The sequence below is a fragment of the Oryzomonas sagensis genome, assembly GCF_008802355.1.
GTDB classification, from domain to species: domain Bacteria; phylum Desulfobacterota; class Desulfuromonadia; order Geobacterales; family Pseudopelobacteraceae; genus Oryzomonas; species Oryzomonas sagensis.
Genome location: NZ_VZRA01000002.1, coordinates 478,791 through 504,066, shown reverse-complemented (window position 1 = coordinate 504,066; position 25,276 = coordinate 478,791). Strand labels below are relative to the sequence as shown.

Here is a 25,276-nt window from a genome sequence, read left to right as displayed (position 1 = left end):
TAGCGCTGCTACGCCTCCTCAGGGCCTTCTGCGGGTGCGACGATCTGACTATTTTTGAACAACCTGGCTGGTACAAAGCGCCCAGAGAGCCCTCCTAAACGAGGAGGGCAGAAAATCTCCGAAATATTTAAACCTACAAGGTACCAGATGAAAAAAACGCTGCGACACGGCTACACCACCGGCGCCTGCGCCGCTGCCGCGGCCAAGGGCGCGGCCCTGATGCTCATGCGCCAGGCGGAGGTCGGGGAGGTTGCCATCGACCTGCCCGCCGGGGTCTCCGCCACATTCCCGCTGCACGACCAGCGGTTCAGCGACCATGAAGCCGCCTGCTTCGTGGTGAAGGATGCGGGGGACGACCCGGACGTGACCAACGGGGCCGAACTGCACGCCAGGGTGACGTTCGTCCCCACCCCGCCCCACTCCTCCACCGGAGAAAACGGAATCGTCATAGAAGGTGGCACCGGCGTCGGCAAGGCCACCAAACCGGGCCTGGCCGTGGGGCCGGGAGAATGGGCCATCAACCCGGTGCCCCGCCGCATGATCGAGCAGGCGGTGCGCGACGCCCTCGCCGATTCCCCCACCCCGGTTCGCGTAACTATCAGTATCCCGGACGGCGAACTCCGGGCGCAGAAGACTTTGAACGCCCGCCTCGGCATCATGGGGGGGCTCTCCATCCTGGGCACCACCGGCATCGTCCGTCCTCTGTCGGCCAAGGCGTGGACCGATACCATCGACGCGGCCCTGGACGTGGCCCGCGCCTGCGGCTGCCCAAACGTGGTCCTCTCCACCGGCCGCAGCAGCGAACTGGCGGCCCAGCACCACCTGAACCGCGCCGCCGATCCCGCGACAGCCCTCCCGGAGGAGACCTTCGTCATGATGGGGGACCACGTGGCCTATGCCCTGCAATCCTGCGCCCGGCGCGGTTTTCTCCAGCCGTTCGTGGCCTGCCAGTTCGCCAAGCTCCTCAAGATCGCCTGCGGCTACGAGAACACCCACGCCGCCGCGTCGGAGCTGGACCTGTCCGCCCTCCTGGGATGGGCAAGGGAGGGGGGCTTGCCCGAGGCCATCACCGCCACCATCGCCCCGGCCAACACTGCCCGGGAGATCGTCATCGCCGCAAACTTCGACCCGAGCCTGCTGGAGCTGGTCTGCAGCCACGCCAGCGCCGCCGCCCGACGCCATGTGCCGGAGTTGAGCCCCCGGTTCCTGGTGGCCGACTACGGCGGGGCCATCGCCTTCCATGGCCGTAGCGCAGGGCTTTGAGTGCACTTTTTTCTCCCTTGTCGCAAAAAATTATGATAATATTTGTGTTTCTTTACACCATACATCCCGGCTGTTGAAAATCACCCAAACGGAGCGGTTTTTCGGCACCCCGCACAAGGAGATCGTCATGCCACAATTCTTTGAAGGTAACCTCGATGCCAAAGGCCTGAAGGTCGGTATCGTCGTCGCCCGTTTCAACAGCTTCATCTCCGACCGTCTGCTGGAAGGGGCCCTGGATTCCCTGATCCGCCACGGCGCCAGCGACAAGGACATCCACGTGGCCCGCGTGCCGGGCGCCTTCGAGATTCCCCTGGCCGCCAAGAAGCTGGCCGAATCCCGCAAGTACGACGCCATCATCTGCCTGGGTGCGGTGATCCGCGGCTCCACACCCCATTTCGATTTCGTCTCGGCCGAGGTATCCAAAGGCGTGGCCATGGTCTCCCTGGAGAGCGGCGTGCCGGTCATCTTCGGCGTTCTGACCACCGACACCATCGAGCAGGCCGTTGAGCGTGCAGGCACCAAGGCCGGCAACAAGGGCTTCGAGGCCGCCGCCGGGGCCATTGAAACCGCCAACCTGCTGAAGGCCCTCAACTAATGGGCATCCGACGGGAAGCGCGCGAACTGGCATTGCAGATGCTGTACGCCCTGGATGCCAATCCGGCCATGGGGCTACGCGAAACCTTGCAGACCTTCCGCGAGGAGCGGGATGAGACCCCGGCCAGGACCAGGGAGTTTGCCGAGGGGCTGGTAACCGGGGTGCAGCAGCATCGCGAGACCATCGACACGGCCATCAAGGCCCGCTCCAAGAACTGGGCACTGAGCCGCATGCCGCGGGTGGACCTGAACGTCATGCGTCTGGCCGTCTTTGAACTGATGTTCAGAAGCGACATCCCCAAGAAGGTCACCATCAACGAAGCCATCGAGATCGCCCGCCGTTTCGGCGACAAGGACTCGCCGGCCTTCGTGAACGGCATCCTGGACGAGATCGAGGCGTGCGCCAAGACCGAGGGGCCGGCGGAAGAACACATCTGAATCCAACATCAGCCACAGCGACACGGAGAGCATCAAAGGCGGAACCTGATTTTGGTTTCCTGCCCGTGACGCTGTGGCGGAATTTGATGTTTCCTAAAAGAGGTCAGCAATGAGCGACATCAAGGTAGGTCTGATAGGATACGGCAATATCGGGGCCGGGGTGGTCAAGCTGCTCCAGCAGAACGCGGACGTCATCCGCAGCAAGGTCGGAGCCAGCATCGTGCTGAAGAGGATCGCGGACCTGGACATCACCAGCGACCGCGGCGTCACGGTGGACCCCGCCTGCCTGACCACCGACGTGAATGCCATCTTCGACGACCCCGAGATCTCGGTGGTGATCGAACTGATGGGAGGGTACGAGCCGGCCAAGACCTTTGTGCTCAAGGCCATCGAAAAGGGCAAGCACATCGTCACCGCCAACAAGGCGCTCCTGGCCTTGCACGGCGACGAGATCTTCGCCGCCGCGGCCCGCAAAGGGGTCGAGGTACAGTTCGAGGCCTCGGTGGGCGGCGGCATCCCGGTGCTCACCTCCATCAAGGGGAACCTGGCCGCCAACCGCATCGGCTCCGTGTTCGGCATCATGAACGGCACCTGCAACTACATCCTGACTCGCATGACCCAGGAGGGGGCGGATTTCGCCGACATGCTGGCGGCGGCCCAGAAGCTGGGCTACGCCGAGCCCAACCCTACCTTCGACATCGAGGGAGTGGATACGGCCCACAAGCTGGCCATCCTGGTTTCCCTCTGCTTCGGCACGCGCATCGATTTCAACAGCATCTATACCGAGGGGATCTCCCGCATTAGCGCCCTGGACGTCAAGTTCGCCAGCGAGTTCGGCTACCGCATCAAGCTGTTGGCCATCGGCAAGCTGAACAACGGCCAGGTGGAGGCCCGGGTCCACCCCACCATGATCCCGCTGCACAACCCGCTGGCCGAGGTGAACGGCGTGTTCAACGCCATCCGTCTGCACGGCGATTTCGTCGGTCCGGTGATGTTCTACGGCCGGGGCGCCGGGCAGAACCCCACCGCCAGCGCCATTGTGGGCGACCTGATCGGGCTCTCCCGCAGCATGATGGCCGGCGCGGGGCGCAGGATGGCGCCGCTCGGCTTCATGGACGACCAGGTAGCCACCCTGCCGCTCAAACCCATGGCAGAGATCGTCAGCAAGTACATGCTCCGTTTCAGCGCCCTGGACCAGCCGGGCGTGTTGTCCGCCATCTCCGGGGCCCTCGGCAGGCACGGCATCAGCATCGAATCCATGGTCCAGACCTCGCACCAGGCCGACGACACGGCGCCGGTGCCCATCGTGATCATGACCCACGAAGCCCGGGAAGGGGCCGTGCAGGCCGCCCTGGCGGAGATCGACCGTTTCGACGTCATCAGCCAGCAGACAGGCTTCATCAGGATCGAGGACAACTTGGAGTAACAGCTTCAACCTTGCCGGGGAGAGATTGGAGGGGATGGGTCTCATGGGACTTATGAGTCCTATAAGTTCCATGAGACCCATAAGTCCCATAGAACCTCCCCCCTCTCCCTGGTTTGACTTCATTTCGGGAGCGACCACATGAACACCAAGATTCTCCTCAGCGAAGACCAGATCCCCCGTCAGTGGTACAACATCATCCCCGACATGCCCGGCCCCCTGGCCCCGGTCATCAACCCCCAGACCCTCAAGCCGATCACCCCGGACGACATGCAGGCCATATTCCCCATGGCGCTGATCGAGCAGGAGATGTCCCCCACCCGCTGGATCGATATCCCGGACGAGGTCAGGGAGATCTACAAACTGTGGAGACCGGCGCCGCTCTTCCGCGCCCATCGCCTGGAAAAGGCGCTCGGCACCCCGGCCAAGATCTATTACAAGTACGAAGGGGTCTCCCCGGCAGGCTCCCACAAGCCCAACTCGGCCATCCCCCAGGCATGGTACAACAAGCAGGCCGGCATCCGGCGCCTGGCCACCGAGACCGGCGCCGGCCAATGGGGCAGTTCCCTGGCCCTGGCCTGTTCCCTGTTCGGGCTTGAGTGCACGGTGTATATGGTCAAGATTTCCTGCACCCAGAAGCCCTACCGCAGGAGCATGATGCAGTTGTGGGGCGCCCAGGTCATCCCCTCCCCCTCGGAGTTCACCAACGCGGGGCGCGCCATCCTGGCCCACGACCCGGAATGCCTCGGCTCTCTGGGGATCGCCATCTCCGAGGCGGTGGAGGATGCCGCCACCCACGCCGACACCAACTACGCTCTGGGGAGCGTGCTCAACCACGTCTGCCTGCACCAGACCGTGATCGGCCAGGAGGCGCGGGAGCAGATGAAGATCGCCGGCGACTACCCGGATGTGGTCATCGCCTGCTGCGGCGGCGGCTCCAACTTCGCCGGGCTGGCCTTTCCCTTCATCGCCGACCGGGCCGCCGGCAAAAACGTGCGCTGCCTGGCCGTGGAACCGGCCTCCTGCCCGACCCTGACCAAGGGAGTCTACGCCTTCGATTACGGCGATACCGCCAAGATGGCGCCCATCTCCATGATGTACACCCTGGGTCACGATTTCATGCCCCCCGGCATCCATGCCGGCGGGTTGCGCTACCACGGCGAGTCTCCGCTGGTTTCCCAACTGCACCACGCCGGGCAGATCGAGGCCAAGGCCTACAAGCAGAACTCCTGCTTCGAGGGCGCCCTGCTCTTCGCCCGCAGCGAGGGGATCGTCCCGGCCCCCGAGTCGTCCCACGCCGTGCGCGCCGCCATCGACGAGGCGGTAATGGCCAAGGAAGAGGGGAAGGAGCGGACCATCCTGTTCGGCCTCTCGGGCCACGGCCAACTGGACATGGGCGCCTACGATGCCTACCTCTCGGGCAACCTGGAGGACTACGAGTACCCGGAGCGGAAGATTCGCGAAGCGCTGGAGCGGCTGCCCAAGGTGGATTTGTAAATCAAGAGCAGGCGTCTGCACGCCTTTGGACCTATAGGACTTATACATCCTATAGGTCCTACGAATTTTCGAAAAGGCCACCATGATAAAAGTCAAGATCTGCGGCATAACCAATCTGGAGGACGCCCTGACGGCCATCGACGCCGGGGCCGACGCCTTGGGTTTTGTCTTTCACCCCCAATCCCCCCGGCACGTGTTTCCCGAACAGGCCGCCGCCATCATCCGCCATCTGCCCTCCTTTGTGCAGACCGTGGGCCTGTTCGTCAACGCCCCCCAGGAACAGGTGAATACCACCGTGGATCTGTGCGGCCTGGACCTGATCCAGCTGCACGGCGAGGAAAAGCCGGGGTACTGCGACTCGGTCAGGCGCCGGGTCATCAAGTCCTTCCGGGTGAAGGACATCACCTCCCTGGAACCGATGCGGGATTACCGGGTTGCGGCGTTTCTGCTGGACGCCTGGTCCCCGGCCGCCCACGGCGGCACCGGGCAGACCTTCAATTGGGAGATCGCCGCCTGCGTGGCCCAGTCCAACCGCATCATCCTGGCCGGCGGGCTGACGCCCCTGAATGTGGCGGAGGCGGCCCGCCGGGTGCGCCCCTATGCCGTGGACGTTTCCAGCGGCGTGGAGTGCGGGCCGGGCAAAAAGGATGCGGACAAGATACGAGAATTCATCAGATTGGCGAAGGAGGCTGTTCCTTGAAACTCCCCGATAAATATGGACACTTTGGCGAATTCGGCGGACGCTACGTCCCCGAGACCCTCATGCCGGCGCTTTTGGAACTGGAAAAGGCCTACGAACACTACCGTCACGACAAGGAATTCAAGGAAGAGTTCCAGTACTACCTGCGTCAGTACGTGGGTCGCCCCAACCCACTCTACTATGCCGAAAAACTGACCCAAAAACTGGGAGGCGCCAAGATCTACCTCAAGCGGGAAGACCTGAACCACACCGGCGCCCACAAGGTGAACAACACCATCGGCCAGGGGCTGCTGGCCAAACGCATGGGCAAGAAACGGGTCATCGCCGAGACCGGGGCGGGCCAGCACGGCGTGGCCACCGCCACCATCGCCGCCCTGTTCGGGATGGAGTGTGAGGTATTCATGGGCGAGGAGGATACCCGCCGCCAGGCCCTCAACGTCTTCCGCATGCGGCTTTTGGGGGCCACGGTCACGCCGGTCACCGCCGGCACGGCGACCCTCAAGGACGCCATGAACGAGGCCATGCGCAACTGGGTGACCACCATCACCACCACCTTCTACGTCATCGGCACCGTGGCCGGACCCCACCCTTATCCCCAGATGGTGCGCGACTTCCAGTCGGTCATAGGCCTCGAGGTCAAGAAGCAGCACCAGAAGATCGAGGGGCGCCTGCCCGACTACCTGGTGGCCTGCGTCGGCGGCGGCAGCAACGCCATGGGCCTGTTCCACCCCTTCCTGAAAAACCACAAGGTCAAGATGATCGGGGTGGAGGCGGCCGGCTTCGGCATCGAGAGCGGCAAGCACGCGGCCTCGCTCAGCGCCGGTTCCCCCGGCATCCTGCACGGCAACAAGACCTACCTGCTCCAGGACGGGCACGGCCAGATCACGCCGGCCCATTCCATCTCCGCCGGCCTGGACTATCCCGGCGTGGGGCCGGAGCACGCCTGGCTGAAGGACACCCTGCGCGCCGAGTACGTCTCCATCACCGACGACGAGGCCCTGGAGGGGTTCAACGTGCTGACCCGGGAGGAGGGGATCATGCCGGCCCTGGAGTCGTCCCATGCCATCGCCCACGTCCTGAAGCTGGCCCCCACCCTGTCCAAGGACAAGACCATCGTGGTCTGCCTGTCGGGCCGGGGGGACAAGGATATTCATACGGTAGCCGACGCCATGGGGGTCAAATTTTAAATCCTGTTTTAAACATTTCAATCGTACTGAAAAGCCTGACTGGTCAGGCTTTTTTGTTTGACCGGCGCACCTGTTTCGAATATACATATACCCCTGTTTTATTTAAAGCCAAGCAGGCTCTTGAAAAACAACAAAGGTTGTTCAAAAATAGTCAGATCGTCGCACCCGCTAGACAAGCCCTAAGGAGGCGTAGCAGCGCTACGCCGCACGAAAGGGCCTTCGAGGACGGCGGCGAGATGGCTGTTTTTCAACAACCTCCACGAGGAGGTAAGCCATGCATCTTGTTGACCAGATCAAGGAAAAGGCCCGGAAAAACCTGCAGACCGTGGTGCTGCCGGAGAGCTACGACGAGCGGATGCTGTTCGCCGCCGAGAAGGTGACCAGGGAGGGGCTGGCGCGGATCGTCATCCTGGGGGACCCGGCCAGGATCCTGGCCGATGCCGCCGCCAAGGGAGTCAACCTGACGGGGGTGGAACTGCTCAACCCGGCCGCCTCCCCTAAGCTGGAGCAGTACGTGGCCGATTTCGTCGAACTGCGCAAGGCCAAGGGCATGACCTCCGAGGAGGCCCGCGCCCTCCTGACCGCGCCGGACAACCTGTACTATGCCGGCATGATGGTGAAGAGCGGCGACGCGGGGGGGGAAGTGGCCGGGGCTACCGGCACCACCGGCAACGTGCTCAAGGCGGCCTTCCAGACCGTCGGCCCGGCCAAGGGGATCAAGACCGTCTCCTCCTTCTTCCTCATGATTACCAAGAGCGAGAACTTCGGTGAAAACGGCATCATCCTGTTCGCCGACTGCGCCGTCAACCCCAACCCGGACGCCCAGGCCCTGGCCGAGATCGCCGTAGCCACGGCCGGCAACTGCAAGGCCTTCCTGGACGTGGACGCCCGGGTGGCCCTGCTCTCCTTCTCCACCAAGGGGAGCGCCACCCACCCCGACTGCGACAAGGTGACCAAAGCCCTGGAAATCGCCCGGCAGCTCAAGCCGGATATGCAGATCGACGGCGAACTCCAGGCCGACGCCGCCCTGCTCCCCAAGGTGGGCGAGAAAAAGGCCCCCGGCAGCGCCGTGGCCGGCAAAGCCAACGTACTGGTCTTCCCGGACCTGGACGCCGGCAATATCGCCTACAAGCTGGTGGAACGGGTGGCCGGCGCCGAGGCGGTCGGCCCGATCATCCAGGGGCTGGCCAAGCCGGTCAACGACCTGTCCCGCGGCTGCTCCGTGGACGATATCGTCAACGTCGCCGCCATCACCGCCGTCCAGGCGGCCCAGGGGTAAATTGTCAGGCGGGGCTCCTATGGACCGGCCCCCTAGGTCCTAAAGAGGGTGTGATGATGCTTTGACCTGCTCTCCCATCCCTGATAGAATTTCAGTGAGAAGGAGACGGCCATGGTAAAAAGAGGAATTATTGCCCTACTGCTCCTGGCGCTGCCTGCCGTTCCCTGCCGCGCTGACACCCCCATCCGGGAGAAGGGCAGGGAGGTCGGCCAAGGGTTCAAGAAAATGGGCAAGGACGCGGGAAAGGCCATGAAAGAGGGGGGCAAAGAGGTGGGCCACGCCTTCAGGAAAGGGGGCACGGAGGTCGGCCAGGGGTTCAAGAAGCTCGGCACGGACACCGGACGGGCTTTCAAGGAAGGTGGCAGGGAATCGGGCCAAGCCGCCAGGAAGACCGGCCGCTCCATGGGTGAGTGGTTCAGGGATACGGGGCACTCCATCAAGGGCTTCTTCCACGACCGCTTCACCACCACGAAGTAGTCCGCCGCTTCACAGTCTCGAATAGTACAAAAGGCGCACCCCGGGATGGGATGCGCCTTTTGTTTTTGTCGTGCCGCCCTGTGGCGGGGCCGATCCTACCGGTTCACATACCTGAGAGGGTCCTTCAGCCCCGCCTCGGCAAACCCCTTCAAGCGCAGCCTGCAGGAATCGCACTCCCCGCAGGAGAGCCCTTCCGGCGTCGGGTCGTAGCAGGAATGGGTCAGGCCGTAATCCACCCCCAACGCCATCCCCTTTTTGATGATCTGGGCCTTGGTCAGGTCGATGAGCGGCGTATGGATGCGAAAATGCCCCGTTCCCTCCACGCCCGCCTTGGTGGCCAGGTTGGCCATGGTCTCGTAGGCTTCGATATAGGCGGGGCGGCAGTCCGGGTAGCCGGAATAATCCAGGGCGTTCACCCCGATGTAGATGTCGAAGGCCCCCAGTACCTCGGCCCATCCCAGGGCAAAGGAGAGAAAGATGGTGTTGCGGGCCGGCACGTAGGTGACCGGGATCTCGTCCCCCACCCCCGCCTTGGGCACGGCGATATCCGCCGTCAGGGCGCTCCCCCCCATCAGGCGCAGGTCGAAATCCACCACCAGGTGTTCGGCCGCCCCCAGGCGCACCGCATTGGCCTTGGCCACCTCCAATTCGTGCCTGTGCCGCTGACCGTAGGAAAAACTGATGGCGTACGGGGTGAAACCCTCGGCCTGGGCCATGGCAAGACAGGTGGTTGAATCAAGACCGCTGCTATAAAGAACGACCGCTTTGCGTTGCATAGTATTCCGTCCCCTCTATTTTTGAACTGCCAGTTATCATGCTTTCGTGATAGTATCAAAAAATTCGAGTTGGTAAATTCAAAAATGAGGACCACATGAAAAAGAATCATTTTCTGTCTCTTGCGCTCATCGTTTTTTGCTGCGCCTCCTCCGCCGCCCTGGCCGCAACGTCCACCCCCAACGTGCCGGCCGGCCACCCGAAGATCGACTATCCCGCCCAATCCACGACCCACCAGCAATCGGCCCCAATCTCGGGCAAGGTGCTGCAGGCCATGAACAGCGGCGGCTACAGCTATATCTACCTCCAAAAGAACAACGGCGAGAAGGTCTGGCTGGCCGTGGCCGAGACCAGGGTGAGTGTGGGCGACCGCATGAGCTTCAAGGAAGGCCTTGTCATGAAGGACTTCGAGAGCAAGACCCTCAAACGCACCTTTGCTTCCATCATCTTCTCCAACGGCGTCATCCCCCAGGCGAAAGCCGTCGCACCGGCAGCGCCGGCAAAAGTGCCGGCGGCACCGGCGGTTCCGCTAAAGGCGCAGACGGCCCCCCTCGGCAGCAAGGTTGCCGTAAAGGCCAAGGAGGTGAAAATCTCGGTCAAAAAGGCGACCGGCCCCAATGCCTATACCATTGCCGAGGCGTACCGCAACAGCGCCAAGCTCAACAAAAAGCAGGTTTCCATCAGGGGCAAGGTGGTCAAGGTCACCCCCAAGATCATGAAGAAGAACTGGATACATATCCAGGACGGCAGCGGCTCCCAGGCCAAGGGAACCCATAATCTGGTCTGCACCACCACGGCAACGGCCCAGGTGGGCGACGTGATCACGGTGAAGGGAACCCTGGCCAAGGACCGGGACTTCGGGTACGGCTACCGCTACAGCGTGATCATCGAAAACGCCGCCATCGGCAAATAGCCGCCCGCTCAACGCAGCCGGTCATACCAGCCCCTCCCTCACCGGAGGGGCTTTTTACTTCTGTTCTGCCACAAAACGCCGATGTTAAACCTGGTGCCGAGAAAAAGGGCACCACCTGTCAGAATGATGCACCCCTGCATCATTTTTGCATCGTCCCACCTCCCCACATCCTACCGCATCCCCTCAACCATTCGGCATCATTAGGTTTAACAATTTACCCTATCCCGGCACGCATTATGTATATCCGTTAATTATCCTTGTGTATCATGGCGACTTTGATTCAAAATGATAGGCAAGCGACAAGAGTCATGTTCAACACCGTTGCACCAGGGAGCATTACCATGAATACCGATCTTATCGACGAAGCCATTGACCGATATGTGAGTGAACGCATGACCGCAGGACGGGAACACGCCAGTTCGCGCTTTCTCAGCTACGCCCATCTCAAATGCACCGGCGGCGAGATCGGCGAATTCATGCGCCACGTGACCGGACTGACCCGCTACTACATAGACGTGACCAAGGTGTTCGAAAATCCCTTCCGCGGTATCGAGATGGCCTTTTTATCCACCATGCTGGTGGTCGCGGTGGTCGCTTGCTGGCTGATGCAGGACGAGGCCACCCGCCTGTGCGGCATCTGCGTCTTTGCCGGCACCATCGTCCACGGCTTCGCCCTGATGCGGCACATCGCCCGCAAATGGCTCAAGTCCGGCGTGATGATCGCCATGTACGAGGAACTCGTCGCCTTGGTGGAGCAGGAGGAAGCGAGCCTCCGGGGGTGACCCCCGCGCCGTCCTGACTCGCCCCCCCCCGGCAGCACGCGCTTGTCAGGAACCGCGGGACTTGCTACAGTGGGGCATGGCCGACGACGTACGCACCCATTACGAGCTCTACCCCTATCCCCACTACCCCTTGCTGGCTTCGGTGCGCCGGTGCGATACCTACGCCCTTAACCTGACCGCCGTATGGACCCGCTTCAACGGCGCCCTGCCGCCCCCCGAGGCCCAGCGCATCCTGATAGCGGGTTGCGGCAGCTTTTCCCCCTATCCCTTCAGCCTGGCCAACCCCCATGCCGCCATCACCGCCCTCGACCTGTCGGAGCGCAGCCTCCGCCGCGCCCGGCTGCACTGCCTGCTCCACGGCCGCACCAACGTCACCTTCTGCCGGGGCGACCTGCTGGACGCCCCCCTGACCGGCGGCCCCTTCGGCCTGATCGACGCCTACGGCGTGCTCCACCACCTGGACGACCCCCTGGCCGGGCTCAAGGCCCTGGCGGGACGCCTCGCACCGGGAGGGGTGCTGCGGCTGATGATCTACAGCCGCTACGCCCGCCGGGAAGAGGAGTCCATCCGCCGCGCCTTCCGCCTGTTGGGGATTACCGACCCGGCCGCGGCGCGGCGGCTCATCGCCCGGGCCAAACCGGGGTCGCGCCTGCGCCGGTTCGTGGAGGCGTCCGACGAGGCCGCCTTCGACAACGGGCTGGCCGATGCCCTGCTCCACCCCCGGGTCCATACCTTCCGGGTCGGCGAGTTGCTGGACCTGGTCCGCCAAAGCGGCCTGGAGCCGCTCCTGTTCGCCCACCACGACGCCCTGGAGGACGTGGGGAACGAGGTGGAACGGCTCACGGCCCTGGAGGCCTCCCGGCGCTCCCCCGGCAACTTCATCCTCTACGCGGGCCGCAACGTTTCCGGCCCCTGCCCCGACGACCGCGGCTCCTTCGTCATGCTCAACCCCTGCCTCTCCCGGGCCGTCACCCCGTTTAGCCTGGGTGCGGTGCATATCGCCCCGCGCCTGGGGGGCGCCACCCCGGTGCTGACCCGCCCGGAACGCGCCCTGCTGCGGGGCCTACGCAGCCCAAAACCGTGGGACGCCCTCTCCCCCGCCTGCCGCGCCCTCCTGCCTGCCTACCGCACGGCCCTGTTCCTGCTCCAGTTCAGGGGCTGACCGAAACCGTCCCCCGACCCAGGCCTCGGGCCGTAACCCAGAAGGAAAGGTCCGCATTCCCTTTCAGGCATCATCTCCGCCGAACTCCACCAGGTGGGCGCGGAAGCGCAACGGCACGAGTTGCTGCTGGAGCCGGGGGTTGTGACGCTCCGGTATGGCCATGCGCTGGAAGTAGCTGCGCCAGAGGCGGCTGCACACCTCCTCGTCGGCGGTGTAACCGGGCGGGCTGTTCAATGCCACCTCCCTGACCAGCCGCCACGTCCTGCGGTTATAGATCGCCGCCTGCGAGCGGCGCAGGTCGTGGATCATCCAGTCGCGGTCGTTGAGCCGTTCCGTGAAGAAGGGGGCGATGAAGGTGAGGATGTCGACCGCCGGCTCGATCCGGGCGTAGAGGAACGAGCCCCCCTCCTGTCCCTCTCCCCCGTGCCGCGAATCCCCTACAGGCCACGCCACCTCCCGGAAACGAACGAACCCGGTGAACCTGTGGGCCTCGTGGGAGACCTGGCGGGCCAGCCGGTTCACCGTGCAGACCGGCTCCCGGGCCAGCATGCCCTCCAGCAGCTTTCCCTGTTTCAATCCCACCAGCACGTAGCGCCACAGCAAATCCTCCACCCCGGCCGCCTCGCTGTGAAAGGCGTAACGCAGGGTGGCAAAGGCCTCCCGCGACACCGCCGTGACGAACCGCTCCCGAAAGCGGAGCGCCGTTTCCCGCTCCGTGGCCACCTCGCGGGGGACGCCCGCGAACAGCCCCGCCCCGCTCTCGGCGCCGGGGCGCAGGAACTCCGCCTCCCCGCCCCCGGATTCGAGGCACGCCGCCAGGGCGCAGAGAAATCCCTCCAGGGTCCCGTCGTAGCGGTAGCACGCGGTCACAACTCCCCCGTCAGGGCCGAGGCGTCGGGGGGCGCCGGAAACAGTTCCAGTTGATCCAGCCGGGCGGGGCGCCGCTCCGGCGCCAGGAGCCGCGCCACCAGGGTGGTCCCGTCCAGGCGGATGCCGCCCAGGTAGCGGCCGCCGGCGGTGAGGAAATAGCGCGCCCGCTTGAGCACCACCCCGAGCCGCTTCAACTCCGCCTCACCCAGCCGGGCATGGCGGCGGGCCGCGACGATGCGCTGGGCCGAGCGCACGCCGATGCCCGGCACCCGGAGCAGTACCTCGTACTCGACGCTGTTCACCTCCACCGGAAACAGGTCCAGGTGACGCACGGCCCAGTCGCTCTTGGGGTCGAAGCGCATGTCCAGGTTGGGGCGATCCTCGTCCAGCAGCTCGTGGGCGGCGAAGCCGTAGAAGCGCAGCAGCCAGTCGGCCTGGTACAGGCGATGCTCCCGCAAGAGGGGCGGCGTGGGGAGCGCCGGCAGGCGGCGGTCGCTGGAGCCGGGCACAAAGGCCGAATAGTAGACCCGCCGCATGTCCAGGCGGCGGTAGAGCCCCTCCGCCAGGGTGACGATCTCCCGGTCGCTCTCGGGGGTGGCCCCCACGATCAACTGGGTGCTCTGTCCGGCCGGGGCGAACTGGGGCGCCGTGCGGGATTTTTTCCGCTCTTCGCGGGCCGAGGCGATGAGGCCGCTCACCTGGCGCATGGGGGCGATCACCGCATCCCGCGGCTTGTCCGGGGCCAGCAGCGCCAGGCTCTGGCGGGTGGGGAGCTCGATGTTGACGCTGACCCGGTCGGCGTAGCGCCCCGCCTCGGCCACCAGCAGCGGGTCGGCCCCCGGCACGATCTTGAGATGGACATAGCCGTTGAAACGTTCCTCGTCCCGCAGCGTACGCACCACCGCGATCAATTGCTCCATGGTGTGGTCGGCGGAGCGGGTGACGCCGGTGCTGAGGAACAGCCCCTCGATGTAGTTGCGGCGGTAGAAGTCCATGGTCAGCCGCACCACCTCCGCCGGGGTGAAGGCGGCCCGGGGGATGTCGTTGCTGCGCCGGTTGACGCAGTAGGCGCAGTCGTAGATGCAGACGTTGGTGAGCAGGATCTTGAGGAGGGAGATGCAACGGCCGTCGGCGGTCCAGGTGTGGCAGATCCCGGCAACGGCGGTGCTCCCCACCCCGCCGGGCGTGCCCCTGCGGTTGCTGCCGCTGGAGGAGCAGGAGACATCGTACTTGGCGCTGTCGGCCAGTATTTCCAGGCGTTGTTCGAAAGTTCGATTGTTCATGGGGGCCCCGCATTCGTTGTGCGGAGGAGTATGGTGGAGAAGTACGACAGGATATGTCCTATCAATCGATATTTTTCTGAAAGACCACCCGCATGCTGTTCAGCTCCAGGGCCGCCAGGTATCCCATTTCGGGCCGACAGGCGGTGACGCAGCCGTTGTCCAGCATGATCTTGTCCGACTTCAGGGAGGCTTCCAGCTGTTGGCGCGTGACCATGGTATGGCCGCAGATGAGCCGCCTGCCGCCGATGCGTTGCCGGTCCACCACATCCGAGCGGGTCCAGAGCATGGCCTCGGTATCGTCGAAGGGGTCGAGGGGGGGGGGCTGATCGAAGTTGAGCCCGGCGTGGACGATGACGTAGTTGTCCAGCAGGATATAGGGGGGGAGGGAGTTGAGGTACTCCAGGTAGCGGCGGGGGATGTCCCCCGGACCGTCGGCCTGAAAACTGGCCAGGGTGGCCAGGCCGCCGTTGGCGGTCCACATCTCCATGGCCGAGCGGCTGTAGGGGGCGCGCAGGCACATCTCCTCGTGGTTCCCCTGTACCGAGGCCACATTGTAACCGGCCGCAGTCAGCTCGAAGATAAAGTCCAGCACCCCTTTGCTGTCCGGTCCCCGGTCGATCAGGTCCCCCAGCAGGTAGAGGGTATCGCTGGGGGTGAGGCGGATCCCCCTGGTGACCAACTCCCGCAGGGTGCGGGCGCAGCCGTGCACATCGCCGATGACGAAAACGCGGCGGCTCATGGTGTCACGCTCCCACCGGTGATCAGGCAAATCTGCAGGTCCATCACATTGGTCCCGGTCGGCCCGCATTTGAGCAGCGCGCCGCAGGCATCCAGCAGCGGGTAGGCGTCGTTGTCCGCAAGGCTGGACAGGGGGTCCAGCCCGGCCCGCCGGGCCAGGGGAATGGTCTCCCCATCCACGATCGCCCCGGCCGCATCGGTCGGCCCGTCGATGCCGTCCGTACCGGCGGACAGGAGGGCGATGCCCGGTGTACCGGCGATCTCCAGGGCAAAGGCCAGAGCCAGCTCCTGGTTGCGTCCTCCCCTGCCCGTTCCCCGCACCGTGACCGTGGTCTCGCCGCCGCTCACCAGGCAGACCCGCTGCCCCGCCGACAGGTTCGCCCGGCAGCGCAGCGCCTCCTGGGCCAGTCGTCTGCCCGCCTCCCGCGCCTCACCGGTCACGATCTCTTCCGAAATATTCACCTCTACCCCCAGGGCCTCGGCCGCTACGGCGGCGGCGTTAAGAGCGTCCCGGTTGCGCGCCGCGATAACGCTCTCCACCGTTGCGAAGAGTGGATCGCCCGGCTTGGGGGTCTCGGCCACCATCCCGGCGCCCCCCTGCTCCAGGCGCCGGCGAACGGCAGAGGGCACCCGGTCCGTAAGGCCGAAGCGCCCCAGAACCCCCAGGGCATCGCCAAAGGTGGTCGGGTCGGCCACGGCCGGGCCGGAGGCGATCACGTCCGACCGGTCCCCCGGCACGTCCGAGATCATGAGGGCCATGACCCGCGCCGGGAAGGCCAGACGGGCCAACTGCCCCCCCTTGACCGCGGAGAGGTGCTTGCGCACGCAGTTCAACTCAAGGATATCGGCCCCGGCCGCCATGAGCAGGTGGGCCGTGACCCGCTTCTCCTCCAGGGTGATCCCCTCGGCCGGGGCCGCCAGCAGGGCCGAGCCGCCGCCGGAGATCAAAAGGAGGAGCAGGTCGCGCTCGCCGCAGGTGTGGGCCAAGCCCATGATGCGGCGGGCCGCCGCCTCCCCGGTGCTGTCCGGGTGGGGATGGCCGGCAAAGGCCAACTCTAGCGTTTCCAGTTCCCCTTTTTTAAGAGGCGGAGTACCATGGGGGGCGATCACCAGCCCGGAGGAGATGCGGTCGCCCAACCGCTCCTGGGCGGCCAGGGCCATGGGGATGGCCGCCTTGCCGAAACCGGCCACCACGAGGCGTCGGAGTCCCCCGTTGCGCAGGCGCTCCCCAACCCGATCCAGGTGCGGGGCCAGGGCCGCCCCCGGCTCCACCGCCCCCAGGGCGGCCTTGAAGAGGGTGTGCAGGGTATGTCTGGCCGTTTCCGTCACAGGCGGATCGACCCTTTGCACACGGTTTGGGCCAGCCTGCGCCGGTCGCAGGGGGTCTTCCCCCGGCGTTTTCCACTCCCCTTTATCATGGCGATGTCCTTTCTATCAGCTGGCGGAAAGCAGCCAAGACAAGCGATCACCCCCGGCTGAAGTACTGCTTCACGGCACGGACAAAGGCGTCCATGTCCGTTACCGTCACATCCAGGTGGGTGACCAGGCGGGTCGTGGGGGTCACCTGCACCAGCATCCCCCGCTCGGCCAGGTATGCCTGCAACGGCGCGCACGCCTCTTCCGGGAACCGGGCGAACACCATGTTGGTGGCCTGCCCCTGGACCGTGACCTGGTCGACGGCCCCGAGCCCCCTGGCCAGATGCTCGGCATTGGCGTGGTCCCGGGCCAGCCGGTCGAAGTGGTTGTCCAGGGCGTACAGGCATGCCGCGGCCAGAAAACCGGCCTGGCGCATGCCGCCCCCCAGCACCTTGCGCCAGCGGTGGGCGCGCTCGATAAATGCCTGCGACCCGACCAGCACCGATCCCACCGGCGCCCCCAGCCCCTTGGAAAAGCAGATGGAGACGGAATCGAAGGGCGCGCACGCCTGGGCCAGGGTTTCATTCCGGCTCACCGCGGCATTGCAGACCCGCGCCCCGTCCAGGTGCAGGGCCAGGCCCCGCTCCCGGGCCAGGGCGGCGGCCTCGGCAATATACCGGGCCGGAAGCACCTGGCCGTTGAAGGTGTCTTCCAGCGCCAGAAGCCGGGTGCGGGCGAAGTGCACCCCCATGCCCGGGCCGTAGTGCTTGATGGCGGCCGCCACCTTGGGGAGCGGCAGGGTGCCGTCGGCGGCGTTCTCGATGGGTTGGGGCACGATGGAGCCGAGCACCGCCGCGCCGCCCCCCTCGTACTTGTAGGTATGGGCCACCTGGCCCACGATATACTCGTCGCCACGTTCGCAGTGGGCCATCAGCGCCGCCAGGTTGCTCTGGGTGCCGCTGGGCAGGAACAGGGCCGCCTCCTTGCCGCTGCGCTCCGCCACCACGTCTTGAAGTCTGTTGACGGTGGGGTCGTCCCCCCACACGTCGTCCCCCACCTGCGCATCCATCATGGCGGCCCGCATCCCAGGCGTGGGGCGGGTCACGGTGTCGCTGCGCAGGTCGATGATATGTCCGGTCATGGGTGATCTCCTTATGGGTAAGGTTATACGACCATTGCCCGGAGTGCAAGGCGGGATGTGGGGAGGAGGCACCTCGCTCCTCCCCCTCTGGGACCTATAAGACTCATAAAACTCATAGGTCCCATCAACCCCTGTCCCCTACTCCACCGCCTGCACCACGAAGCACTTGAGGTACTCCGACTCCGGGAAGGAGAGCAGGACCGGGTGGTCCGGAGCCTGGGCGCGGGCCGAAACCAGGCGCACCTCGCGTTTGGCCAGGCGGGCGGCCTGGGTCAGCAGATCGCGGAACGGCTCCCGCCCCATGTGATAGGAGCAGGAGCAGGTGATCAGGTAGCCGCCCGGCTCCAGGAGTTCCAGGGCGCGGCGGTTGACGGTGAGATACCCCTTGGTGGCCTCGGCGATGTTCTTGCGGCTTTTCACAAAGGCGGGCGGGTCCATGACCACCACCCCGAAACGCCGCCCCTCGTGGTGCAGGGAGCGGAGGCGCTCGAAGGCGTCGCACTCCTCAAAGGTCGCCCGGCCGGCCAGGCCGTTCAGTTCCGCGTTACGGGCGGCCTGGGCCACGGCCCGGGCCGAGATGTCGATCCCCAAGGCCGACGCCGCGCCGAAGGAGGCGGCGTGCACGGCCCAACTTCCGGTGTAGCAGAAGCAGTCCAGCACTGTTTTCCCCTCGCTGATGCCCTTGAGCAGCAGGTGGTTTTCCTTCTGGTCCAGGAAGCCGCCGGTCTTCTGCCCCTCCCGCAGGTTCACCTGGAAGCGGAGGCCGTTCTCCTCCATTTCCACCAGGTCGGGGATTTCCCCCGCCAGCACCTCCACCCGTTCCTCCAGCCCTTCAAGCTGCCGCACCCCCACGTCGTTTCTGGCGATGATCCCGGCCGGGGCAAAGACCCGCTGCAGCGCCTCCACCACCAGCGCCCGGCGCACGTCCATACCGGCGGAGAGGAACTGCACCGACAGGTGGTCGCCGTATTTGTCCACCACCAGGCCGGGGAGGAAATCGCTCTCCCCGTACACGGCCCGGAAGGTGGCCATGCCGGGATAGAGAACCCGGCGGTGGGCCAGGGCGCAGGCCACGCGCTGCTCGTAGAATTCGGGCTGGTCCAGGTCCGTCTGGTGGCGCGAGAGGAGGCGGAAGGCGATGAGGGAACGGGGGTTGTAATGGCCGCAGCCGATGAAACCGCCGCCGGCGTCGTACAGTTCGGCCGCCGCACCGGGAGCGGCGCCCTTGTCGGACACCTCGCGGATTTCGTTGCTGAACACCCAGGGGTGGCCGGACTTGATGCGTTTGTCCTCGTTCTTATGCAAAACAATGCGAATCATAAGGTATCCTCGGTTGATATTGGCAATTGCCGCCGAAAGGGGCGCGGCCGCTTGACAGCCTGTCGTTTGTACACCATTATTGATGATAAATCAGCACTTATCGGCGATGCGCCGGAAAGGCAGGAAGGCATGAACGGCGTATGCGTCCCCGGTTTCGACCGGCTGCTGGATTTCATGGAAACAGGGTGGCAGGGGAACGGCAGCGAGATCATCTACGGGGTCTGGCCCGATTTCAGGCTGGCGTACTTCAACGAGGGGTGGGTGCGCTTTGCCCGGGAAAACGGCGGCGCCCCGTGGCTCATGTCCCCGGAATGCCTCGGCAGGTCGGTGTTGGAGGTCACCACCCCGGAGTTGCGCCCCTTCTACCGCGAACTTTTCACCAGGGCCATTACCACCGTAACGGCCCGCCCCTACAGCATCAGCCACGAGTACGAGTGTTCAAGCGCCGAAATCTACCGGAAATTCGCCATGCTGCTCTTTCGGCTGAAGGGGGGCCAGGGCCTGTTGATTGCCAACTCCCTGGTGGTGGAGATGCCCCACACGGTCCGGGGCACCGTGCCGGTGGAACCGAGCGCCAATTCGGCCCCCTACCACAACGAACACGAGTTGGTCATCCAGTGCGCCGCCTGCCGCCGCATCAGGCACCAGCAACTCGAAGGCCGCTGGGACTGGATTCCCGCGTGGGTCAGCCAGCCGCCGGAGCGGACCAGCCACGGCCTGTGCGACCTATGCATGAGTTACTATTACCCGGCAAAGGGGTAAAACAGGTCAACGGGGATCGGTGCGTTTCAAGAGCGCCTCGACGATGGTGAACCGTTCGGGCATGTCCTGGGCGTCCGACTGGGACAGAAAGAGCGCATTGACCGCCACCAGGAGCGAGTTGAGGTTGTCCAGATCGATGATCACGGAACCGGGGAGCGATTCGCTCTCGGTCAGATTGAGGGGGCAGTAGTCGATGCGCCGCTCCTGCCCCGTGCCGTAGATGATGGGGAGACCGTGGGTGCGGCAGACCACCGGACGGGCGGCGTACAAGAGGCAGCGGTGATTGCGGAGCAGCGGGCAACGCTCATCCTCCGCGTGTTCGGCCACGTAGCGCCGGATCTCCTCCGCCTCCTCCTCGGGCAGCGCTTCCAGGGCCGCGGCCAGCGAGGCCGCCTCCACCGGAAAGAGATTGATGGCCGTGCAGCAGTCGCTGCACCCCTCGGAGCAGGTGATCTGCTCCCCCAGGGCATCCACGATGCCGCGGCAGAGGGCGTCGATGCGCGCGATCAATTGGCGGTAGTTGTGTAAGAGATCGTCCATAGGCAATTGAGTTACCACATCCTTTGAGAAATAAAAAGGGGGGCAAACGCCGTAACAACGGACAGTATCCTCAACCACCCCCTTCCCCCTCCTTATCAAGGAGGGGAAATATCCGGGCGTTTTTCCTCCCCTCCTAGTTTAGGAGGGGCCGGGGGCGGTAGCCATCCGCAGTTCACCGTCTGCCCCTCCCACGCTGAGGGAGGGAATTAGATACTACTGGATCTTCAGGACGATCTTGCCGAAGTGCTTGTCCTCTTCCATCATGCGGTGGGCATCCACCACCTGGTCGATGGTGAAGACCTTCTCGATGATCGGCACAATGGTGCGGTCGGCGAACTTGGGCAGGGCGCGGCGGGTGAACTCGGCCACGATCTCCCCCTTTTCCGCGACCGGCCGGGACCGGAGCACCGAGCCGATGATCTGCTGCCGCTTCACCATCATCAGGGCCAGGTTGAGCTCGGCCTTGATGCCGCTGACCACGCCGATGATCACCAACCGCCCCTTGTAGGCCAGGGAGTTCATGTTGGGCGCCAGGTACTTGGCCCCCACGTGGTCCAGGATCAGGTCCACCCCCTTCTTGTTGGTGTACTCCTTCACCACCTCGGTAAAATCCGGGGTCTCCCGGAAATTGATCAGGAAATCCGCGCCCACCTGACGCACCCGCTCCATCTTCTCCGGCGACGCGGTCACGATCAGCTTGCTGGACGGGGCAAGGGCCCGGCAGAGCTGGATCGCCGCCGTATTGACGCCGCCCCCCCCGCCGTGCAGGATGGCGGTCTGCCGGTCCTGGAACTCGCCGATCATAAAGACGTTCAGAAACGCGGTGATGTAGGACTCGCAGATACAGGCCGCCTCCTCGAAGGACATGGACTCCGGGATGGGCATCAGGTGGCAGGCATAGGCCACGGCGTATTCCGCATATCCCCCCCCGCCCACCAGGGACACGACCCGCTGCCCCACCTGCCAGCCGGTGACCCCCGTCCCCACCTCCTCCACCGTGCCTGCGACCTCCAGGCCCAGAATCTCCGAATCCCCCGGCGGCGGCGGGTATTTACCCTCGCGCTGCACCAGATCGGGACGGTTGACGCTGGTGGCGTGCACCTTGATCAGCACCTGCCCCTCGCCCGGGACCGGGCGTGCCACCTCGCCCACCTTGAGCACCTCCACGCCGCCGAAACCTTCCATCAAAACCGCTTTCATAGTCCTAACCTCCCGATATGCGTATGGATGTCCTATCCTTCAAAACCATGTTTGCTTCCGAATGTACCCAGTTAGGATTATTTTGTAAACACAAAACATGAACCGGGTGCGCCATGCCGCCTGCGCCGTTCGTCCTCCGCCCTGATGGAAACACGACCGGCCACGCCAGGACAGAGGCAGAGGAGCGAGCGAAGCCGTGAGGGCGTCACGGGCTCAGGCGCGGCTTCCGGGACGGGGCAATCCACACCTTGATTTATGCCCCGTTTCTGTGCGATAACTGTTTGGTATCGCAACACGCCACACAGGATCTATTCCATGCACATCATGGTCACAAACGACGACGGCATCAACGCTCCCGGCATCATCGCCCTGGCTGCGGCCCTGGGCGAACTGGGGACCGTGACGGTCGTCGCACCGGATCGGGAACGGAGCGCCGTCGGCCACTCCCTCACCCTGCACGCGCCGCTGCGGGTCTTCGAGCTGCGCAAGGGGTTCTACGCCGTGGACGGCACCCCCACCGACTGCGTCAACATGGCCATCCACAGCCTGCTCCCCCATCGCCCCGACCTGGTGGTCTCCGGCATCAACCACGGCGCCAACCTGGGGGACGACGTGACCTATTCGGGCACCGTGGCGGCCGCCATGGAGGCCAATCTCATGGGCATCCCGGCCATCGCCGTCTCCCTGGCCACCCTTGCCTTCGAACGCCAGGGGCACTTCGACGCAGCCGCCCGGGTGGCCCTGGGCATCGCCCGCCAGGTCACGGCCAACGGCCTGCCGGCCGACACCTTCCTCAACGTCAACATCCCCAACTGCCCGGCCGAAGAGATGCAGCCCACGCTCATCACCCGCCAGGGCAAACGCTCCTTCGTGGGTACGATCATCGACAAGACCGACCCCCGGGGGCGCAAATACTACTGGATCGGCAGCGTGGAGCCGGCATTCAACGACGAAGAGGGGACCGACTTCCATGCCATCAACCGCAAGCACGTATCCGTCACGCCGCTCCACCTGGACCTGACCAACCACGACTCCCTGAAGGTTCTTTCCCAATGGCCCCTGTGACGCGACTGGACATACCCGCACGCCTTTGGTATAGTGCCGCCTTCTTACGGGGCGCACAACCATGAACTACGATATCGCCAGAAAACGGATGGTCAAGGAGCAGATCATCGCGCGCGGCATCGACGACCGCCGGGTCATCGACGCCATGCTCAAGATCCCGCGTCACATCTTCGTCCAGGAGGCCTTCGCCGCCCAGGCCTACAGCGACACCCCCCTTCCCATCGGCGAAAAGCAGACCATCTCCCAGCCCTTCATGGTGGCCCTGATGACCGAACTCTTGGGCCTGACCGGCACGGAGAAGGTGCTGGAGATCGGCACCGGCTCCGGCTACCAGACCGCCATCCTGGCGACCCTGGCCGACCGGGTCTGCACCGCCGAGCGCATCCGCCCCCTGGCTATGCGGGCCAGGAAATGCCTGGATTCCCTCGGGCTTTTCAATGTTAAGCTGAAGATCAACGACAGTCACGACAGCCCCATCGGCTGGGAGGAAGAGGCCCCCTTCGACGCCATCATGGTGACGGCCGGGGCTCCCGACGTGCCGAGCGTGCTCACCGACCAATTGGCCGTGGGGGGCAGGTTGGTGATCCCGGTGGGGAACGAGATCGAGCAACGCCTGCTCAGGGTCGTGAAGGAACCGGACGGAACCCTGGTGACCGAAGCATCGGTCGGCTGCCGTTTCGTCCCCCTGATCGGGCGACAAGGATGGCAGATAGAGCGCACGTAAAAGAGCGAGGGCCGACCATGCAGCGTGACCACCTTCTGGATACGGAAAACAACATCTTTCTGGAAAAAGAGCCCACGGTCGGCGTGACCCTGGCCCTGGACGATGTGGACGAGCCGCTGGAATTCCCGGACGACGAAGCGGCCGCCGAAGAAGAGGAAGAGGCGGTTGAAGAGAAGCTCCCCCCAGAAGAGCTGGAGAGCTTCGACGACGCCATCAAGATCTACCTGCGGGACATCCAGCGCACCCCCCTGCTGACCGCCGAGGCGGAGAAGGCCTTGGCCCGCAGCATCGAAAAGGGGGACAAGGCCGCCCGGGACAAGATGATCGAGTCCAACCTGCGGCTGGTGGTCAAGATCGCCAAACGCTACATCAACCGCGGCCTCCCCTTCCTGGACCTGATCGAGGAGGGAAACCTCGGGTTGATCAAGGCGGTGGAACGGTTCAACCTGGCCAAGGAGTGCCGCTTCTCCACCTACGCCACCTGGTGGATCCGCCAGGCCATCGAACGCTCCCTGGTCAACCAGTCCCGGACGATCCGCCTGCCGGTCCACGTCTCCGACGACATCAACCGCATGCTCAAGGTCACCCGCGCCCTCTCCCAGACCCTGCAACGGGAGCCGTCCGTCCAGGAGGTGGCCGACGCCATGAAGGCCAAGGTGGCCTACACCCGCCGGCTCATGACCCTGCTGCGGCGCACCTGTTCCATGGAGACCCCCATCGGGGACGGCAACGACTTCTTCCTCATCGACACCATCGAGGACAACTCTCTGGTGTCGCCGTCCGACCTTTTGGAGAACGTCAACCGCTTCGAGCTGATCTCCCGCCTCTTCGAGGACCTGACCGAGAACGAGCAGAAGATCCTGACCCTGCGGTTCGGCCTGGACGACAAGGAGCCCCAGACCTTGGACACCATCGGCCAGAGCTTCGGCGTCACCCGGGAACGCATCCGCCAGATCGAGGCCAAGTGCCTGGAAAAACTGCGTAAGCTCTCGGAGAGCTGAGACCTGGAGAAAAGAAAAAGGCTGACATCCGCCACAGAGACACGGAGACACAGAGGTCCACAGAGAAAGCAAAAACTTTTGGATAAAAGTACCATTCCAACCAGATGTTTTTGGAGTTTCTTGAATTTTGCCCCACTCTCCGTGGCAAGAGGTTTTTCCCGGATAAACCGTTTGGCACCACGCACACGTAGCGAATTTACCTACCGATAAGGAGCACAAACCTGATGGACGAGTTGAAGAGCATCATCCGCGACATCCACGACTTTCCCAAGAAGGGGATCGTCTTCAAGGATATCACCACCCTGCTGCAGGACGCCAAATCCTACCACCGTATGATCGACCTGCTGTCCCACCACTACATCGGCAAGCGCGTGGACAAGGTGATCGGCGTGGAGGCCCGCGGTTTCATCATCGGTTCGGCCCTGGCCTACAAACTGGGGGCCGGCATCGTGCTGGTGCGCAAACCGGGCAAGCTCCCCTCGGAGACCTTCAGCAAGACCTATGCCCTGGAATACGGCACCGACACCCTGGAGATCCACAAGGACGCCATCAAGCCGGGCGAGCGCATCCTGATCGCCGACGACCTGTTGGCCACCGGCGGCACCATGTCTGCGGTGGTGGATCTGGTGCAGAGCATGGGGGGTGAGTTGGTTGATTGCTGCTTCATGGCCGAGTTGGAATTCCTGGAAGGGCGCAAAAGGCTGCCCGAGGGTAAGGTTTTCTCGCTGCTCAAGTTCTGAGGCGAGCGTTTCGCTTGAAACCGGGGCGCAACTCTGCTATAAAAGTC

The 25,276-nt window shown here is 64.4% G+C and carries 26 protein-coding genes; 17 read left to right on the top strand and 9 right to left on the bottom strand.

From position 1 onward, the window contains the following. Nucleotides 1-147: 147 nt before the first annotated feature. The 9 genes from cbiD (at nucleotide 148) to F6V30_RS10155 (ending at nucleotide 8,858) form a co-directional block, all read left to right on the top strand. Entirely contained in the window at nucleotides 148-1,263 is a 1,116-nt protein-coding gene (cbiD, locus tag F6V30_RS10195; protein WP_151156862.1) for a cobalt-precorrin-5B (C(1))-methyltransferase CbiD, read from the top strand. 127 nt (nucleotides 1,264-1,390) lie between these two features. Further along, nucleotides 1,391-1,858 carry a 6,7-dimethyl-8-ribityllumazine synthase gene (ribH, locus tag F6V30_RS10190; RefSeq protein ID WP_151156861.1) on the top strand — a complete coding sequence of 156 codons (468 nt, stop codon included), beginning with the start codon at nucleotides 1,391-1,393 and terminating at the stop codon, nucleotides 1,856-1,858. Beyond that, complete coding sequence (gene nusB, locus F6V30_RS10185) at nucleotides 1,858-2,295, top strand: transcription antitermination factor NusB (protein ID WP_151156860.1); 438 nt, start codon at nucleotides 1,858-1,860, stop codon at nucleotides 2,293-2,295. The genes ribH and nusB overlap by 1 nt, the downstream gene beginning before the upstream one ends. A 109-nt stretch (nucleotides 2,296-2,404) precedes the next feature. Further along, nucleotides 2,405-3,721, top strand: a complete 1,317-nt coding sequence (locus F6V30_RS10180) for a homoserine dehydrogenase (RefSeq protein WP_151156859.1) — start codon at nucleotides 2,405-2,407, stop codon at nucleotides 3,719-3,721. A 138-nt stretch (nucleotides 3,722-3,859) separates the two neighbouring features. Then, on the top strand, nucleotides 3,860-5,215 hold the full coding sequence (locus F6V30_RS10175) for a TrpB-like pyridoxal phosphate-dependent enzyme (RefSeq protein ID WP_151156858.1): 1,356 nt from the start codon (nucleotides 3,860-3,862) through the stop codon (nucleotides 5,213-5,215). An 82-nt stretch (nucleotides 5,216-5,297) separates the two neighbouring features. Continuing rightward, nucleotides 5,298-5,915, top strand: a complete 618-nt coding sequence (locus tag F6V30_RS10170; RefSeq protein ID WP_151156857.1) for a phosphoribosylanthranilate isomerase — start codon at nucleotides 5,298-5,300, stop codon at nucleotides 5,913-5,915. After that, the gene (gene trpB / locus F6V30_RS10165) at nucleotides 5,912-7,102 is read left to right on the top strand and encodes a tryptophan synthase subunit beta (protein WP_151156856.1); all 1,191 of its coding nucleotides are present in this window, start codon (nucleotides 5,912-5,914) and stop codon (nucleotides 7,100-7,102) included. The genes F6V30_RS10170 and trpB overlap by 4 nt, the downstream gene beginning before the upstream one ends. 274 nt (nucleotides 7,103-7,376) lie before the next feature. Next, entirely contained in the window at nucleotides 7,377-8,381 is a 1,005-nt protein-coding gene (pta, locus tag F6V30_RS10160) for a phosphate acetyltransferase (protein WP_151156855.1), read from the top strand. Nucleotides 8,382-8,492: 111 nt separating this feature from the next. After that, nucleotides 8,493-8,858, top strand: a complete 366-nt coding sequence (locus tag F6V30_RS10155) for a hypothetical protein (protein ID WP_151156854.1) — start codon at nucleotides 8,493-8,495, stop codon at nucleotides 8,856-8,858. 95 nt (nucleotides 8,859-8,953) lie between these two features. Here F6V30_RS10155 and queC read toward each other — a convergent pair whose 3' ends face one another. Continuing rightward, nucleotides 8,954-9,634, bottom strand: coding sequence for a 7-cyano-7-deazaguanine synthase QueC (gene queC / locus F6V30_RS10150; RefSeq protein WP_151156853.1), 681 nt, complete (start codon nucleotides 9,632-9,634; stop codon nucleotides 8,954-8,956). 95 nt (nucleotides 9,635-9,729) lie between these two features. Here queC and F6V30_RS10145 point away from each other — a divergent pair, with 95 nt between their 5' ends. The 3 genes from F6V30_RS10145 (at nucleotide 9,730) to F6V30_RS10135 (ending at nucleotide 12,489) form a co-directional block, all read left to right on the top strand. Next, nucleotides 9,730-10,545, top strand: coding sequence for an OB-fold nucleic acid binding domain-containing protein (locus F6V30_RS10145; RefSeq protein WP_151156852.1), 816 nt, complete (start codon nucleotides 9,730-9,732; stop codon nucleotides 10,543-10,545). A gap of 341 nt (nucleotides 10,546-10,886) precedes the next feature. Then, on the top strand, nucleotides 10,887-11,327 hold the full coding sequence (locus F6V30_RS10140) for a GSU0071 family protein (protein WP_151156851.1): 441 nt from the start codon (nucleotides 10,887-10,889) through the stop codon (nucleotides 11,325-11,327). A gap of 61 nt (nucleotides 11,328-11,388) precedes the next feature. Then, nucleotides 11,389-12,489 (top strand): class I SAM-dependent methyltransferase, encoded by a 1,101-nt coding sequence (locus tag F6V30_RS10135; RefSeq protein ID WP_246163416.1) that lies wholly within the window; start codon nucleotides 11,389-11,391, stop codon nucleotides 12,487-12,489. A 63-nt stretch (nucleotides 12,490-12,552) separates the two neighbouring features. On the opposite strand, the gene F6V30_RS10130 is transcribed toward F6V30_RS10135, so the two are convergent. The 6 genes from F6V30_RS10130 to F6V30_RS10105 all read right to left on the bottom strand — a co-directional run bounded on the left by F6V30_RS10130 (nucleotide 12,553) and on the right by F6V30_RS10105 (nucleotide 19,197). After that, complete coding sequence (locus F6V30_RS10130) at nucleotides 12,553-13,359, bottom strand: TIGR03915 family putative DNA repair protein (protein ID WP_151156850.1); 807 nt, start codon at nucleotides 13,357-13,359, stop codon at nucleotides 12,553-12,555. Beyond that, nucleotides 13,356-14,642 (bottom strand): putative DNA modification/repair radical SAM protein, encoded by a 1,287-nt coding sequence (locus tag F6V30_RS10125; protein ID WP_151156849.1) that lies wholly within the window; start codon nucleotides 14,640-14,642, stop codon nucleotides 13,356-13,358. Before F6V30_RS10125 ends, F6V30_RS10130 begins: the two co-directional genes overlap by 4 nt. A 61-nt stretch (nucleotides 14,643-14,703) precedes the next feature. Then, the gene (locus tag F6V30_RS10120; protein ID WP_246163414.1) at nucleotides 14,704-15,381 is read right to left on the bottom strand and encodes a metallophosphoesterase family protein; all 678 of its coding nucleotides are present in this window, start codon (nucleotides 15,379-15,381) and stop codon (nucleotides 14,704-14,706) included. After that, nucleotides 15,378-16,709, bottom strand: coding sequence for a glycerate kinase type-2 family protein (locus F6V30_RS10115; RefSeq protein WP_151156847.1), 1,332 nt, complete (start codon nucleotides 16,707-16,709; stop codon nucleotides 15,378-15,380). Before F6V30_RS10115 ends, F6V30_RS10120 begins: the two co-directional genes overlap by 4 nt. A 136-nt stretch (nucleotides 16,710-16,845) precedes the next feature. Continuing rightward, on the bottom strand, nucleotides 16,846-17,877 hold the full coding sequence (ltaE, locus tag F6V30_RS10110; protein WP_218043324.1) for a low-specificity L-threonine aldolase: 1,032 nt from the start codon (nucleotides 17,875-17,877) through the stop codon (nucleotides 16,846-16,848). Between the two features lie 138 nt (nucleotides 17,878-18,015). Then, a complete protein-coding gene (locus F6V30_RS10105) occupies nucleotides 18,016-19,197 on the bottom strand; it encodes a class I SAM-dependent rRNA methyltransferase (RefSeq protein ID WP_151156846.1) in 1,182 nt (393 codons plus the stop codon). A 129-nt stretch (nucleotides 19,198-19,326) separates the two neighbouring features. On the opposite strand from F6V30_RS10105, the gene F6V30_RS10100 reads away from it, so the two are divergent. Then, nucleotides 19,327-19,959 (top strand): hypothetical protein, encoded by a 633-nt coding sequence (locus F6V30_RS10100; protein WP_151156845.1) that lies wholly within the window; start codon nucleotides 19,327-19,329, stop codon nucleotides 19,957-19,959. Between the two features lie 6 nt (nucleotides 19,960-19,965). Here the strand turns inward: F6V30_RS10100 and F6V30_RS10095 are convergent, their stop codons facing one another. Next, on the bottom strand, nucleotides 19,966-20,499 hold the full coding sequence (locus F6V30_RS10095; protein ID WP_151156844.1) for a YkgJ family cysteine cluster protein: 534 nt from the start codon (nucleotides 20,497-20,499) through the stop codon (nucleotides 19,966-19,968). A 213-nt stretch (nucleotides 20,500-20,712) separates the two neighbouring features. After that, nucleotides 20,713-21,699: an NAD(P)H-quinone oxidoreductase gene (locus F6V30_RS10090; protein WP_151156843.1), complete on the bottom strand. Its 987-nt coding sequence runs from the start codon at nucleotides 21,697-21,699 to the stop codon at nucleotides 20,713-20,715. A 315-nt stretch (nucleotides 21,700-22,014) separates the two neighbouring features. On the opposite strand from F6V30_RS10090, the gene surE reads away from it, so the two are divergent. The 4 genes from surE (at nucleotide 22,015) to F6V30_RS10070 (ending at nucleotide 25,229) form a co-directional block, all read left to right on the top strand. Continuing rightward, a complete protein-coding gene (surE, locus tag F6V30_RS10085; RefSeq protein ID WP_151156842.1) occupies nucleotides 22,015-22,764 on the top strand; it encodes a 5'/3'-nucleotidase SurE in 750 nt (249 codons plus the stop codon). Nucleotides 22,765-22,825: 61 nt separating this feature from the next. Next, complete coding sequence (locus tag F6V30_RS10080; protein WP_151156841.1) at nucleotides 22,826-23,488, top strand: protein-L-isoaspartate(D-aspartate) O-methyltransferase; 663 nt, start codon at nucleotides 22,826-22,828, stop codon at nucleotides 23,486-23,488. A gap of 17 nt (nucleotides 23,489-23,505) precedes the next feature. Next, complete coding sequence (locus F6V30_RS10075; protein ID WP_151156840.1) at nucleotides 23,506-24,489, top strand: sigma-70 family RNA polymerase sigma factor; 984 nt, start codon at nucleotides 23,506-23,508, stop codon at nucleotides 24,487-24,489. 224 nt (nucleotides 24,490-24,713) lie between these two features. After that, nucleotides 24,714-25,229, top strand: a complete 516-nt coding sequence (locus F6V30_RS10070; protein WP_151156839.1) for an adenine phosphoribosyltransferase — start codon at nucleotides 24,714-24,716, stop codon at nucleotides 25,227-25,229. Nucleotides 25,230-25,276 lie beyond the last annotated feature (47 nt).